Source organism: Microcoleus sp. PH2017_09_SFU_O_A (assembly GCF_020738625.1).
GTDB lineage: Bacteria > Cyanobacteriota > Cyanobacteriia > Cyanobacteriales > Microcoleaceae > Microcoleus.
The window spans coordinates 21518-36032 of the sequence record NZ_JAEQCF010000050.1; the positions used below are offsets into that span (position 1 = coordinate 21518).

Below are 14515 nucleotides of genomic sequence, written 5' to 3' on the forward strand. Positions count from 1 at the left end.
TACAGGTGCAGATTAGTTTGGATTCTGGTTCTAGAGGCGCGGATGCTTGGCTCTACAAATTAATTTGCTCGGTCAGGATTTATTAGGCTAAATTAGACTTAGACTATTCCATTCTCTGAGATTAAATGGGAGCATCTCTGTTTTGCAAGAAGCATTTTTTAAAGAGCGGACTGAAGTCCGTACTACGAACCTTTTTTGAACTCCCGACAGCACTGCATTTTTTAAAGAGCGGACTGAAGTCCGTACTACGAAACTTTTTTTAGCTCCCGACAGCACTGTAAATGCAAAACTGAGATGCTCCCAATTAAATCCATTATATGACTGGAAAACTTGATTGATAAAACGATTTAATTCAGCAAAGTTGAGCGTTCGATGTTTTTAAGTTTGTAACTCAACAGATTTAATGAATTGCACTGTCATAGGGGTTTCCTCAATCACTCTAGCTAACTTGTTTGTATGTAAGATTAAAAGTTAAAAGCTAGCATTTTAGATCGTACATCTTTCAAGATTATAGTACCTGGCTCTCCCTATTACTGTCAATAAATGTCCGAATCTTGCCGCCCGTTTGAAACCTCCGATGAACTTTCATCCCTGCCTAAAGTCACTGTTGTTTTCTGTTTTTTTGTGTATAGACTAGGAATTAGCGGGTCAGCAACACAAGTGGAAGTACGATCGATCGCACAGGAAAGGCGAAATGCAGAATTTTCTTAAGATTATGTCATTTAAGCACAATTTTATGCCCCAAGGTGGATGGGAAGAGTGGCAATTGCAGTTAATGGGACTGCACGCGGTGAGCGATTTGTTAATTGCCTTGGCTTATTACTCAATTCCAGCGATGCTGATCTACTTTGCCAGGAAGCAGCGGGATGTGCCTGCCAGCAAGGGTTTTATCCTATTGGGACTCGGGTTTTTCTGCGGTGGGACAACTCACCTGATGCAAGTTTCGATGCTGGTTCATCCCAGCTACGCGCTGTCAAGTTTGCTCGCTGCCTTTACCGCTGTCATTTCTGTGTGGGCTGTGGCCCAATTGATGCCCTCGCTTTCTCAAGTGTTGGCGGTGACGCGGGCGACACAATTAGCAGCAAATACAGCGCTGGAAAGTCAAAAGGCCGATCGACCGCAAGCTGGCTGTACCATTGAAAATCCCGTCCCATCCCCCAGCAGCGAACTCGGGCCAATTAACCAGCAATTGCTCCTAGAAATAGCGCAGTCGGAGGGAGTCCAACAACTCCTGCTGGAAATTGCCAACAAGCTGCAAGCAAGCGAAGAACGCTTTCGCGCTTTTCAGGAATTATCTCTAGACGGATTTAACGTGTTTCGCAGCATTCGCGACGGCTCCCAAATTGTCGATTTTGAATGGGAATACGTCAATCCCGCTGCGGCAAAAATTCAGCAAAGCACTCCTGAAGAAATGGTCGGAAAGCGATTGCTGCAAGTGCTACCCGGTCATCAAGATAGCGGTTTGTTCGATCGTTACGTGCAAGTTGTAGAAACAGGAATTCCCCTCAATACTGAGATTTCTTACAACAGCGAAGGCATTGTGGGCTGGTTTCGGATTGTGACCGTTAAATTGGGCGATGGCATGGCTATTTCTTTTAGCGATATTACTGACCGCAAGCAAGTAGAAGCATCCCTGCGCGACGCCCTGCAAAAACTCACTTCTCATTTTGAAAATACGCCCCTAGCTGTGATTGAGTGGGATGAAAATTTTCGCCTCAGTGGGTGGTCTCCGGCTGCTGAAAAGATTTTTGGGTGGAAGGCAACAGAAGTTTTAGGCAAGCATTTTAGCGAATGGAACTTTATTTTTGACGGCGATGTGAAAGATGTACAAGCGGCAATTGAGAGTTTGAAAAACCAACACGAACGGTGCAATGTCGTTCGCAACAGCAATTATGATAAGTCGGGTTCTTTGGTGCATTGCGAGTGGCACAATTCGGCTTTTTACAGCGATTCTGGACAGTTGATCTCGATGCTGTCTCTGGTTTTGGACGTGACGGAACGCTTTAAGTTTATGGAAGTGCTGCGACAGTCAGAAGAGCGGTTTCGGATTGCGGCAGAAAGTGCTAGCGATTTAATTTACGAATGGGATATCGAGACCGGTATCGTGCTGTGGTTTGGTCGTGTAGATGAAATTTTGGGGTACGAAAAAGGCAGATTTCCGAGGACGAGAGCAGCTTGGAACAGTATTTTAAATTCGGAAGACCGATCGCAAATCGAGGCCGCAGTCGATCGATATTTGAGCGCGCCAGACAATTGGACTGCCCCATTTTTTCAGGAATACCGCGTGCAATGCTCCGGTGGTGGCTTGCTCCACTGGATCGATCGGGGCAAAGTAGTTCTTGACAAACAAGGCCATCCGTGGAAATGGATCGGCGTGATTAGCGACATCAGCGATCGCAAAGAGGCCGAAGAACAGCGAAATCAGGCTTGGGCGCGGGAACAAACCGCCCGCCGCGCAGCCGAAGCCAGCGAACAGTTGTACCGCATCCTCGCTGAAACTATCCCCCAAATAGTTTGGACTGCTTGGCCTGACGGCTGGATCGACTACTACAACCAACGCTGGTTTGAATACACCGGTTTGACCCTAGAAAAAACTCAAGGCTGGGGGTGGCAGCCAGTGGTGCATCCAGATGACTTGAAAAATTCCCTGGAACGCTGGAATGAGTCGGTGCAGATGGGGGAGACCTACGAGGTGGAATACCGCTTGAAACGGGCATCTGACGGGGTTTACCGCTGGCATCTGGGTCGCGCCATGCCAGTACGGGACGCTGACGGAAACATCCTCAAGTGGTTCGGGACTTCTACTGATATTGACGATCGCCAGCGATCGGCCCAAACAGCGGATTTGCGCGCCCGAGCTTTGGCTGTGCTGTCATCGGCTTCTTTGAATTACCAAGAGGCGCTGCAAGATTTGGCAGATTTAGCAGTACCGGGGCTGGGGGATTGGTGCTGCGTGCATTTAATCGAGGCCGACGGCTCGATCGGCTTGCAAGCAGTTGCTCACTCAGATCCGAGCAAAGTCGCTCTGTTGTGGCAAATCAATCGCCGTTTGCCGGTAGACCCCCAGGGACGCCACGGAGTAGCAAAGGTGCTGCGGACTGGAGAATCGAAGCTCTACCCAGAAATACCGCATTGGGCGATCGAGGCGGTGCTGTCGGACAACGAACTGTTGGAAGTGCTGTGCTACCAGAACCCGCTGTCGGCAATCTGCGTGCCGCTGATCGCTCGCGGGCGGACGCTGGGAGCGATTTCGTTGCTGTGCGGAGAGTCCGGCCGCCGCTGCGGCGAGGGCGATTTGATTTTGCTCTCGGATTTGGCGCGGGATGCGGCGGTGGCGATCGATAATGCGCGGCTTTACCGGGAAGCAGCGGAGGCCAACCGGATTAAAGACGAGTTTTTGGCAACGCTTTCTCACGAGTTGCGGACGCCTCTGAATGCAGTTGTCGGCTGGGCCCAGATACTGCGACAGCGCAAGTTGAGTGCCGAAAAAACGGCTGTGGGTTTGGAGACGATCGAGCGAAACGGGCGGTTGCAGACTCAGATGATTGAGGATTTGCTGGACGTTTCCCGGATTGTGAGTGGCAAAGTATGTTTGAAGCTGCGCCCCGTGGATTTGGTGCCGATTGTAGAAACCGCAGTCAAAGCGCTCGCCCCTGATGCTGAAGCTCGGGGAGTTGAATTGGCGACTTTTTATGGCGAAGGGGTGAGCTTGGTGAGGGGCGATGCTACTCGTTTGCAGCAGGTAGTGTGGAATTTGGTCTCGAATGCCATTAAGTTTACGCCACCGTCCGGTAGCGTGGAAATCAGGCTCTCGGAGGAGGGGGAACCGCGATCGGCTGGTAGTGCCATGTTGTCTCCGTCTCCGGTTCACTCTGTGACGATCGCCGTTAGCGATACGGGAATTGGCATCAGCAAGGAGTTTTTGCCGTTTGTGTTCGATCGCTTCCGCCAAGCTGACAGCAGTCATACACGCAATTACGGCGGGCTGGGAATCGGATTGGCGATCGTCCGCCATCTCGTGGAACTCCACGGCGGCACTGTCTGGGCCCAAAGTCCCGGCCTGGGACTCGGCTCGACTTTCGGGGTGCGATTGCCTATTGAAAAGAGGTAAAGAAGACAGAAGAAGACAGACGGCGGTTGAAACCGCGCCTAAACAGACAAAACCCGCCTCCGCGGGTTAAAGAGTGTCCGGTTGAAATTACCTTATCCTCTTCAGTCCGCGGAGGCGGACATCGTTTGTGTAGTCGCGAATTCTATTCGCCGTCTTTTCTTAATTCTGCTATTGCATCCTAATTCTCTTGCCATTCTTGCAGGGCGATCGCAATTCCCTGTTTTAATCTGGGTTCGAGACTTGGACGATCGACTAAACTTGCTAATTGCTGCCGAACCTCTCCCCCACCCAGCCGTTTGAGTGCTGATAAACTATGCAGTCTGACGCTGTTATCGGCATCTGCCAACAGTTGAATCAACACATCTACCGCTCTGATATCTCCTAATTGTCCTAACGCTAAAGCCAAAGATTGTTTGATTTGGGAAGACTGCACGGCGGGATGATTGCCCTCTAGCAAATCGATCGCAATTTCAGCAGCTTTGGTTTTTAATTCCGGCTTTTCCACTCGCCCCAAAACAGTGACAATCTCTTGACAAACAGCAGGATTCTTGTTTTGAATTAATCGGTGTTCATCGATAATTGGAATTGCAGAATTACTTGTCAATACCTCGCCTTCTAAATCAGCAGCCGATCGCCAGATCAGCGCTTTTTGCAAATATTCTAAACCGGCAGCGGTTTCACTCCAGCCGAGGGCACGCACAGTTTCGATTTGCAATTCAAGGGGAGTTGCGGGCGATCGCAACAATTCAAATAAAGCCGCCGCCGCAGCATCGGTTTTCAGTCGCCCAATTGCGATCGCCGCCTCCTGACAAACTTCTAAACGGATATCCCAAAGCAAAGGTTTGAGCAACTTAACTAAATCTAATTCTGCATCTAAATAGGCGCGCACCCCAAGAGCCCGCACCGCTTCCTTTCTGACTGCTGTCGCCGGATCTTTGAGTGCACCTACCAGTACCGACGGAATCCGAGAGTCGTGAAAACTACTCAACGCCTCAATAGCGCAAGCACGCACCGCAACTTGAGAATCCGTGACTACACTCAACAGCGGTGGGATAATTTCGGGGCGCCGAATTTGGGCGAGGGCTGCTGTAGCAAACTGTCGCGAGTCTGCTTGTTGTAGGAGAGTTGTCAGGGATTCGATCGCACTCGTGCCGAAATTTCCTAGAGTTTCCGCCGCAATTTGGCTCAATTCTTCATCAGAATTTTCGATTAATTTTACTAAAGCTTGCATCACTTCCGGGCGATTCCCTTTGGGATAGCTAGGCTTCACGAACTTTCCGAGGATGCGGGCGGCAAACCACCGGGGCTCTGTATCTGCATCTTCGTCTTCAAGCAAGGCGATTAAAGGTGCGATCGCGCCATTTCCCAGATTGGGCAATACTTTAGCAATTTCCCAGCGGTCTTGAAAATCCCCCGATTCTAGAGCTGCGATTGCTAAACTGACAGCCTGTTCTAAAATATGTTTTTCCGGCTGCTGACTACCGTTTGCTGTCAATTGCTGCAAGCATTCAACTAAAAGAGGCCAGTTTTGGCGATCGGCAGCAGCTTGCGCTTGTTCTAAAATATTCGACATGATTTTAATTTAGCTTCAAGAAGGTAGATGACAGCTAGCGCAGAATGCGAGAGACTTTTCAGCAATCTTTTGCTACAATTATCAATTATTTAAGATTAATGTCAATCCATCACCATGGGTAAAATGTAATTACAGCATTAAATTCATGCACTTAAGTCATCCACCTGTGAAATTCTTAATTTGAAAAACCAAAATCGCAGTTTAGCACAGCTTTTAGACAACCAAGATAAAAACAACCACACCCAACCATGACATAATTCCCATTCCCAATTCCCAATTCCCAATTCCCAATTCCCAATTATTCATGAAAAAAGCTCTCCTTTTAGTAAACCAGCACTCCCGCAAAGGGCAAAATTTATTATCTCAAGCCACTGTAAAATTACAAGCACTTGGTTTTGATTTAATTGTCGAATCTACAAACCACGCAAATGAAATTTCCGAAACAATTCGGCACTACCAACATCAAGTCGAATTAGTAATAATCGGCGGAGGCGACGGCACACTCAACTGCGCCATAGAAGGTTTGATCGACACTAAATTACCCTTAGGTATTTTGCCAATGGGAACTGCTAACGATTTAGCCCGCACTCTCGAAATTCCAACAGATTTATCCGCAGCTTGTCAAGTAATTGCCAGCGGTAAAATTCGGCTCATAGACTTAGGTTGGGTGAACGGCCAGCATTTTTTTAATGTAGCTAGTTTAGGATTGAGCGTGCAAATTACCCAGAGACTCACTAAAGACGTGAAACAGCGCTGGGGAGTTTTAGCTTATGCTTTTACCGCCTTACAAACAATCTGGGAATCGCGACCATTTAGAGCCGAAATTAAAGTAAACAACCAATCTTTTCATGTGAAAACCATTCAAATTGCGATCGGCAACGGCCGCTATTACGGCGGCGGCATGACAGTTGCCGAAGATGCCACCATCGACGACAGGCGGCTGGATTTGTATAGTTTAGAGACAAAAAATTGGTGGGAAATCATTGCTTTGCTGCCAGCGATGAGGCAAGGAAATCATAACAGTTGGCCCAACGTTCGCGCCTTGCACGCTCAAGAAATTGAGATCAATACTAGCAAGCGCCGTCCGATTAATACCGACGGTGAAATTACCACTCAAACGCCTGCAAAATTCCGAGTGATTCCCCAAGCTTTGGCCGTTATCGCTCCTGCATAACTGATAACTCATATATCAGTAACGGGCAAGATGCCCGTTCCACAAAAGATTAATTTAATACCAATTTTTCAGAAGAATGCAACAGTATTCTTGTCCCCCCCCTTAGCAAGGGGGGGCTAGGGGGGGGTCAAAGAGTGTTGCACAATTTTAGATAATTGGTATAACTTCCAGGCTAAGCGCCCGGTAATATCATATCCGCTCGATTACCATAGTAAAAAAGGTTCGTAGTGAGGACTTTATTCCTTAATAGAAGAAGGACTAAAGTCCTCACTACAAACCCAGTTTTATTGTCATCAGACAAATTAGGTACGTAGTTGCGCTTCAGCGCTCTTTCCTAATATTATAAAGAGCGCTGAAGCGCAACTACGTACCTTCGCCCAAAGGAAAGTGCTTACTACGAATAAAAATACTGAGAATTAATAATCGCCTCCAGCGCCGTATTTCCAGGCTTCAACTAATCGGTGAAAATAGTATTGCTGTTGGGTTCCTAAATTTTTTACCTGCGGTTCTACCGCTTTCCCTAAAGGCTGTAATCCTGTATAAATCCCTAAATTCACATAATGAACCATCCAATCGAGCAAATTAGCTATCCCCACCTGCGGGATAATTTTCATCACCAATCCCGGATGGCTGATTGCTGTTTTAAACAAAGTTTGCGACAAAGCCGGAAACAGCACGATATCCTGAAGAAACGGCTTGAGCACTGGTTCTCCCAATTCTTCCATTATCCCAAATACAGCAGCCAAAAGTTGATTGATTTGATTGGGGTCTATTTTCTGATTGATCGCAGCACTCATCGAACGCTGAAACAACCAAGTAACTGATAGATTTGGTTGATACGGTTGCAAAAGTGCCAGGGAATTTTTGTCTAGACTTTCGCTGGTTAAAGCTTCGTCAATTCCGAGAGTCAAGCGTTTGAGGTGGCGCACCATTGCCCCGAAACCGCCGAAGCTGAGGGGCGATTGGCTGCCGCTGCTGTCTCCGACTGGAAGTATCCGATTCCAAGGCATTTTTAGAGGGCTTTGGCGGTAGCAGGGAAAGAATCCGTAGAGTGCTCTTTGGAATTTTAACTGTTCGAGTTCGACGTTTTGATATTCGGGAAGCAAGCGCAAATAGTCTTCAAATAATGTTTCTAAACTAAATCTTTTTGTGTCGGCGTCTATATAGGTAAATAAGTAAGTCGTGCGCCCGTCTCTGGCGGGAAATGCTTCCCAAAAATATTGGCACTGATTTTGCATTGGGGTGAAGGATGCAAATATATCGCCAGTGTCATTTTTGGGGTATCCTTGGGCACAACTGCCGACTACTAAACATACGGCGTCGGGTTTTTTGCCTTGTCTTGCCTGACGGACAATGGGCGAAAAATGTCCCATTGCGTCTAATAATAATCTGGTTGTAAATGAAGTGTTGACATTTGGTGAATCGGTATTTTCTGATTCTACTATAACTCCGTTGGGGTGAATTGTTGCTGTTTTAAATGGTGTGTTTTCAAATAGTTTGCCTCCGACTTGGAGAAATTTTTGTTTGAGGGTTTCGAGGAGGTAAATAGGGTCGATCCCGATGTTGAGTACGTCGCGAACCCAGATGTCAGGGGTGTTGGTAAAGCTGATGCGGGCTGGGTTGTATTCGGTGGCAATTGCTTTGTCTATTTCTTCAACTGAAAGCAAGTTTAGTTCCAAGAATGTGTCTAATTCTTTGCGTGAAATGTTCCATTCTTGTTCGCGCCCTCGCAGGATGCCGCGTTCGAGTAAGGCTACTCGCCAACCGCGTACTGCTAAGGCTGTACCGATTAATATTCCTAGGGTTCCGCCGCTGATAACTATGTCGAAGTCGAGGGTTTCTAGGGGTTGTTGGCTGTGTTTGACGGCTGCGGGTGTTGGGGCGGTGTTTTGTTTGAGGTTTTCCCAGAGTCGATCGACCTTTCGCAGGCCTCCAAGGGCGTCTCCCGGCACTTGGGAGAGAATTTTTTCGGTGAGGGACATCGGGTTTTAATATTTAATAGCGGTTAATTTTATATAATTTAGCTTAGAATCTGGTCTGCATTTAAATTTAAGTTTTGGGCGGGTTCTCCGGCCCACCCCACAAGAGTTCCCGAGGGAGCATCTCAGTTTTGCATTTACAGTGCGAGCGTCCCCGCTCGCGTGCGTATAAAAGCACGCGAGCGGGGACGCTCGCACTGTGAAGAAAAAATGCTTCTTGCAAAACTGAGATGCTCCCGTTCCCGATCGGTAGGGTGCGTCAATCGATTTTAGATTTTAGATTTTAGAGGCGACCCACGGATAAATTCGGGGGCTTGATGATTTTCGATTTGGGATTGATTCCACGGATAAATCACGTGGCGGGTACCACCTGTGAAATTCTTGGTCAGCTAGGATGATTTTGGCGACAAACCAACCATCTCAGACTGAGGTAAGCTGTTGCGGCATTTAAACTGTATGTCAAGAAATAATCTAAGTCTTGTGGGATGGGCTTCTAGCCCGTCCCGAATATGCAATGTTTATTTGCACGACAGCTTATCCCCGGAATCAATGGTGCGTCAGCATGAGACTTTCTGTGGTGATTGAAAATGTCACACCTGACGCACCCTACTATTTGTTATCCGGTTTAATCAGGTGCGCTTAATTCTTCAACTCGCAGTCGATCGCACAAAATTCGCTCGCACACAATAGCACCCGTCTCCGCACTCCTGCAAACTTCTAACTGAGCTTCCGGGAGCGCTTCAAACAAAAAACGTTCTCCCGGAAACACCGTCCGCTCAAAATACCAATTCGGAATATTTGTAATCCGAGCAATTTGCATTTGGCTAGTAGTATTGAGATACCAACACAAAATACGCGCATCACGTTCCGAAATTACCTGAGTAAGTGTCATATTCATGTTTTTAACTTGTTTGTGAAATTGTGCAAGGTATCTGTCACCAGCCTCAGTCTAATATATATCCGCTCGCCTGTCAAAATCAAATTTTCCCGACATTCTTTAGATTAATTAATAATTAATTAATAAATGTCCCTGAGGAAATAGTGGCGCCTTCCACCTGTTCCCAAGAAGGTGCAAAAGGTGGCAGTGCTAAAGTGCAAGATTTCCATCCTCCTCGCACTGGTGCGCCTAACAATTGACAGTGACCCACGGCACCTCTTTGCATCTTGTAGTGACCGCAAAATTTACACTTAGAAGTTTGATTGCAGCCGCGATCGCTAATTACCCGATTGGGATTGCTGTGAATGTTGTGGCGTTCGAGAGTCAGGGTTTCCATCAAGATCTTTTTTAAATCGTCACTCTCAAGTATGACAGCCGGATTTCAGTCGTCGCGTCTATCTCAAGGCTTAGTTCGTTACTTAAGTTTTATTAAGGATCGATATAAAACACATTATTTTTGACATTATAAACCCAGGGAGCAATTTAATTTTCTGATTGTCGAATTGCTGGGTGTGGCTGGACGGGCGATCGCCTTAGCGCTGTGTATACTTCCTCAGACATAAGCTAATTGTCCTCTCCTAACTTGCTGAACAAGTCGGCTAAAATTGTATTAGAAAACAAAAAACCTTCGGGATCGCTCAATCTCAAATTTCCCGAAAGTGGCAGTTTTTCACCTTCGGCTAAAGTGGCGATCGCCCCAGCATTCACAATTTCCACCAATCCCTGTCGCCAGTAGGGCTGCAAGCAATGCCAAATTTTATCAACCGTTTGCTGAGTAAACTTTTCAGTCAGCGCCGACAGGCTAACCCCTTCTGCCAAACGCAAACCTAGCATCAGCGTTTCTAACAAAACGTCATTGTCTGAGACTTGAAAATTGGGTTCAATTGCTGGGTGAATATCGGTCTGGGTCTCCCCCCCCAGTTGGGCGGTAGCAGCAGAAGTTGTCTCGGAAAGATTTCGCACCCACTGATAATATTCTTGAGTTTTGCGAGGCCTTGTCAACCTCCGGCCTTCCACATAACTCGCCGCCCCCATCCCCAAGCCGTAATAAGGGCGATTTTCCCAATAAACGCGGTTGTGCTGACACTGATAGCCTGGCCTAGCATAATTGGAAATTTCGTAATGTTCGTAGCCAGCATCAGTCAGAATTTCCTGCGCTAAACGGTACATTTGAGCAGCAGTTTCATCGGCTGGTAGCGGCTGGGAACCTGCTTCAAAATATCGCCCGAAAGCTGTTAAGGGCTCAACAATTAAGTCATAACTCGACAGGTGAGTCGGGCTAATTGCTACCGCTGATTTTAGGGAAGCTTCCCATTGTTCTAAGGTTTGGTGCGGCAGTCCAGAAATGAGGTCTAAACTGAAATTGACAATCCCAGCCGATCGCACTATTTCTACTGCTTCCAAAATTTCTGCCACCGAGTGCGATCGCCCGCAAGCTTGCAGCAATTCATCCTGAAAAGCTTGCACTCCCAAACTAACTCGATTTACTCCCGCTGCGGCATATCCCCGCAACTGTTCTAAAGTAAATGTTCCAGGGTCAATTTCTATTGAAATTTCTGCCCCAGCAGCAATGCCAAATTTGCCGTCGATAGTTTCTAAAATATGGCTCAATTGACTGACAGAAAGCAGCGAAGGCGTGCCACCACCAAAAAAAACTGTCTTTAGAGATGTACCTAAATTTGGAGTTTCTGCAATTTCTTGACACAGTACGGCAACGTATTGGACAATTGTGCCGGAATTTTCGCCATTTTTGCGATCGCCCACCACAAAAACCGGAAAGTCGCAGTAGTAACAGCGGCGGCGACAAAAAGGTACGTGCAGGTAAGCCGAACTGGGAATGCCGGAATTTGCCACCTGCCCACTTTTTGGGAATTCAAATGTTAAATAATCTGTGGTAGGGTTCATTACATTTCCAGCTAAAAGTGCAACTTCAAATCTAAAGTTTTAATTAAACCGTTATAAATAATTATGTATATTGTGACATTTTCTTAGCAATAACGCACTGCGAACGATCTGCTATTCTAGCTTAATCTCCTAGCGATGGCGATCGGCAGTAATTCCCGAACAGGTTGCAGGGCGGTCTATTCGCACCTCGTGTCTGCCCGTGAAGGGGCGCGCTCAATGCCGTGAAGCAGGGGTAGCATATCCCCCTGCACGGTACAGGCGCGAAATATAAGTTCATAAAAATTGGTAAGTAAAGATAGCGATATCCGACCGCAACCACGAAAAAACTATCAGCACTAGAAAGATATAATATAAACACATTCATTAACCTAGAACTAAATGCTAGACGCAATCATAATTATCTCATTCATAATTGCAGGCGGAGGAATCGGCTATTACGGAGTCGAGCTCCTGCCAAACAACCTGCTGGAGCAAGTTACAAATATACAAGGCCTAAGTTCGGTACTGGGCTCGTTTGGAGCATTAATCGGCTTCGTGTTGGGATTAGTCGCTCAAACAACGTACCGGCGGTTAGAAAAGCAAGTCCGGGATATGCCGGTGGAAATGCTGCTGACACGGGCGATCGGCTTAATCATCGGGCTGCTAGTCGCCAACTTAATGCTGGCTCCGCTGTTCCTGCTGCCAATTCCCCGCGAGTTCGGCTTCATCAAACCCCTAGTCGCAGTATTGGGAAGCGTCATGTTCGGCTTCACAGGCGTCAGTTTGACAGACACCCACGGCCGCGCTTTCCTGCGACTGATCAACCCCAAAAGCTTAGACACCACAGTGTTGATAGGCGAAGGTAATTTCAAGCCAACAAGTGCCAAAGTTGTCGATACAAGCTGCATTATTGACGGCCGGATTGAAAACCTGCTAGAAACAGGCTTCCTCGAAGGTCAAATTATCATCCCGCAATTCGTGCTGCAAGAACTGCAACTGGTAGCTGATTCCGCTAACGATCAAAAGCGAGTGCGCGGGCGCCGCGGCTTAGATGTACTCAACCGCATCAAAGAAACATATCCAGAACGGATTCAAATTCACTCGGCTGACTACGAAGAGATTGCCACAGTCGATGCTAAATTAGTCCGATTCGCTTTGGATATCGACGGCATTTTGCTCACCAACGATTACAACTTGTCGAAAGTAGCTACCGTTCAAAAACTGCCCGTTTTAAATATCAACGATTTGACTCATGCAGTGCGCCCGACTTATTTGCCGGGAGATACGATCGAACTAAAAATCCGCAAAGAAGGCAAAGAACCGTCTCAGGGAATCGGTTACTTGGATGACGGCACAATGGTTGTCGTAGAAGCAGGTAGCAGCTACGTCGGCGCCGAAGCCCGAGTCGTAGTTACTAGCGCCTTGCAAACTAGCGCGGGCCGCATGATTTTTGCCCGCCCTCAAGAGTCCGTTATTGCTTGAAACTGAGAAACAATGGCCAGAGGAATTAGGGTTAAATATTGCGATCGCTGTTCCCTATCTGCCCCGACTCTCTACCGCGCCCGGTATGACGAGTCGGGGCAGTGGTTTTTTCTGTGTCTTAAATGTTGGGAATCGGTAAGTAAAAACAATCCTTTTTACTTCTACGGCGGTACTTGGAAAGCCAGCAAGAAAAAATCAAGTTTGTAGTGAGGACTTTAGTCCGCTCTCTGCCGTTTAGTCAATCAGGACTTTAGTCCGAACGATCGAACAATTTTGATGAACTAGAGTAGTATCGCATCTTCATACAAAGCCTCGATCGCACAGCTAAAATTAACGCTCGCCAACTGAACGTCTTGCCCTTCACTGTAAGGATAAAGCACCCACAAACCCTCTGCATTCCGGCGAAAACACTCTACACTAACTCTTTCTTGATTGATTAATACATACTCTTGCAAACTTTCGGAAGTACGGTAATCGGCAAACTTTTCGCCTCTGTCAAAAGCCGCTGTTGTAGGCGATAAAACTTCCACAATTAAGCGCGGGTAGATAATGAAATCTTCAGCAGTATTACTGTCCCGTTCATCGCAAGTCACCGCTACATCGGGATAGTAATAACAATTTGCTGCCTCAATCCGAACTTTTATGTTTGCCATGTAAGGTATACAGCCACTTCCCCGAAGATGGTTTCTCAAAAGTACAGATACGTTCCCCATAATAATGACATGAGCTTTGCTTGCCCCTGCTTTTGCATAGACTTTTCCTTGTCTGTACTCGTGTTTGATGGGGCTGACTTTCTCGCCTGCTAAATAGTCTTCGGGGGAGACGTAGGTGTCGCTTTTACTTGCAACCATATAATTTTGAGGTGGGTGAGGATTACACAATTATAGCTCGTCGATGCGCGATCGCTCAGAATACCAGGCGGTTGAAACGGCGTCTGTACAAACTCTCATCCCAACCCAGAGGGGTTGAAGAGCGGTTAAAATTAGCAGAAAGAATTAGTTGAAAGCCTATCCCTTATAAGGAGAAATAAAAAGAAAACTATTTATTACTCCAATCCTCTTCCTTCTAGGTCAACTGATGTCCTAGGTTAACCATTCGACTACGTTCACGGCAAGCTGTCAACTGTCAACTGTAGACAAGATTGCATAAGTCTTCGATCGATCCTGCAACCGCAGATGTCAGACAGATAAACACAGGTAAACGCAGATAATTTCAGGGTGTTTTCCGATTTTTGCAAGAGGTCTTGTCAACTGTCAACTGTCAACTGTCAACTGTCAACTGAGTCCCTCCCTCGGGCATCATTTGACCCTTTGGTGATTTGCACCGCAGTCTGCTCTTTTAAAAATGTCAGAGAACATTCTTATCAAGAATAATA

The 14515-nt window shown here is 46.9% G+C and carries 10 protein-coding genes; 4 read left to right on the forward strand and 6 right to left on the reverse strand.

Translation table 11 applies throughout. The annotated features are described in order from the left end of the window. Positions 1 to 694: 694 nt before the first annotated feature. Complete coding sequence (locus tag JGK16_RS19285; protein WP_293191817.1) at positions 695 to 4111, forward strand: PAS domain S-box protein; 3417 nt, start codon at positions 695 to 697, stop codon at positions 4109 to 4111. A 178-nt stretch (positions 4112 to 4289) separates the two neighbouring features. Here JGK16_RS19285 and JGK16_RS19290 read toward each other — a convergent pair whose 3' ends face one another. Next, positions 4290 to 5684 carry a HEAT repeat domain-containing protein gene (locus JGK16_RS19290; RefSeq protein ID WP_293191819.1) on the reverse strand — a complete coding sequence of 465 codons (1395 nt, stop codon included), beginning with the start codon at positions 5682 to 5684 and terminating at the stop codon, positions 4290 to 4292. A 304-nt stretch (positions 5685 to 5988) separates the two neighbouring features. Between JGK16_RS19290 and JGK16_RS19295 the strand changes: the two genes are divergently transcribed. After that, positions 5989 to 6858 (forward strand): lipid kinase, encoded by an 870-nt coding sequence (locus JGK16_RS19295; RefSeq protein ID WP_293175113.1) that lies wholly within the window; start codon positions 5989 to 5991, stop codon positions 6856 to 6858. 416 nt (positions 6859 to 7274) lie between these two features. Here the strand turns inward: JGK16_RS19295 and JGK16_RS19300 are convergent, their stop codons facing one another. The 4 genes from JGK16_RS19300 to hemW all read right to left on the reverse strand — a co-directional run bounded on the left by JGK16_RS19300 (position 7275) and on the right by hemW (position 11679). Then, positions 7275 to 8840, reverse strand: a complete 1566-nt coding sequence (locus JGK16_RS19300; protein WP_293191821.1) for an FAD-binding oxidoreductase — start codon at positions 8838 to 8840, stop codon at positions 7275 to 7277. Between the two features lie 622 nt (positions 8841 to 9462). Beyond that, positions 9463 to 9735 (reverse strand): DUF1830 domain-containing protein, encoded by a 273-nt coding sequence (locus tag JGK16_RS19305; RefSeq protein WP_293203339.1) that lies wholly within the window; start codon positions 9733 to 9735, stop codon positions 9463 to 9465. A gap of 115 nt (positions 9736 to 9850) precedes the next feature. Beyond that, positions 9851 to 10111 (reverse strand): hypothetical protein, encoded by a 261-nt coding sequence (locus tag JGK16_RS19310; protein ID WP_293175119.1) that lies wholly within the window; start codon positions 10109 to 10111, stop codon positions 9851 to 9853. A 227-nt stretch (positions 10112 to 10338) separates the two neighbouring features. Beyond that, positions 10339 to 11679: a radical SAM family heme chaperone HemW gene (gene hemW, locus JGK16_RS19315; protein ID WP_293191823.1), complete on the reverse strand. Its 1341-nt coding sequence runs from the start codon at positions 11677 to 11679 to the stop codon at positions 10339 to 10341. Positions 11680 to 12057: 378 nt separating this feature from the next. Here hemW and JGK16_RS19320 point away from each other — a divergent pair, with 378 nt between their 5' ends. Then, positions 12058 to 13140, forward strand: a complete 1083-nt coding sequence (locus tag JGK16_RS19320) for a PIN/TRAM domain-containing protein (RefSeq protein WP_293175123.1) — start codon at positions 12058 to 12060, stop codon at positions 13138 to 13140. 12 nt (positions 13141 to 13152) lie between these two features. Beyond that, entirely contained in the window at positions 13153 to 13347 is a 195-nt protein-coding gene (locus tag JGK16_RS19325) for a hypothetical protein (RefSeq protein WP_293191826.1), read from the forward strand. 74 nt (positions 13348 to 13421) lie between these two features. Here JGK16_RS19325 and JGK16_RS19330 read toward each other — a convergent pair whose 3' ends face one another. Continuing rightward, complete coding sequence (locus JGK16_RS19330) at positions 13422 to 13991, reverse strand: Uma2 family endonuclease (RefSeq protein WP_293191829.1); 570 nt, start codon at positions 13989 to 13991, stop codon at positions 13422 to 13424. Between the last annotated feature and the right edge of the window lie 524 nt (positions 13992 to 14515).

Bases quoted from the DNA above. Each gene is read 5' to 3' on its own strand.
- JGK16_RS19310 (WP_293175119.1), bottom strand. From the start codon at position 10,111: ATGGAAACCCTGACTCTCGAACGCCACAACATTCACAGCAATCCCAAT.
- JGK16_RS19290 (WP_293191819.1), bottom strand. From the start codon at position 5,684: ATGTCGAATATTTTAGAACAAGCGCAAGCTGCTGCCGATCGCCAAAAC.
- JGK16_RS19285 (WP_293191817.1), top strand. From the start codon at position 695: ATGCAGAATTTTCTTAAGATTATGTCATTTAAGCACAATTTTATGCCC.
- JGK16_RS19305 (WP_293203339.1), bottom strand. From the start codon at position 9,735: ATGAATATGACACTTACTCAGGTAATTTCGGAACGTGATGCGCGTATT.
- hemW (WP_293191823.1), bottom strand. From the start codon at position 11,679: ATGAACCCTACCACAGATTATTTAACATTTGAATTCCCAAAAAGTGGG.
- JGK16_RS19295 (WP_293175113.1), top strand. From the start codon at position 5,989: ATGAAAAAAGCTCTCCTTTTAGTAAACCAGCACTCCCGCAAAGGGCAA.
- JGK16_RS19320 (WP_293175123.1), top strand. From the start codon at position 12,058: ATGCTAGACGCAATCATAATTATCTCATTCATAATTGCAGGCGGAGGA.
- JGK16_RS19325 (WP_293191826.1), top strand. From the start codon at position 13,153: ATGGCCAGAGGAATTAGGGTTAAATATTGCGATCGCTGTTCCCTATCT.
- JGK16_RS19300 (WP_293191821.1), bottom strand. From the start codon at position 8,840: ATGTCCCTCACCGAAAAAATTCTCTCCCAAGTGCCGGGAGACGCCCTT.
- JGK16_RS19330 (WP_293191829.1), bottom strand. From the start codon at position 13,991: ATGGTTGCAAGTAAAAGCGACACCTACGTCTCCCCCGAAGACTATTTA.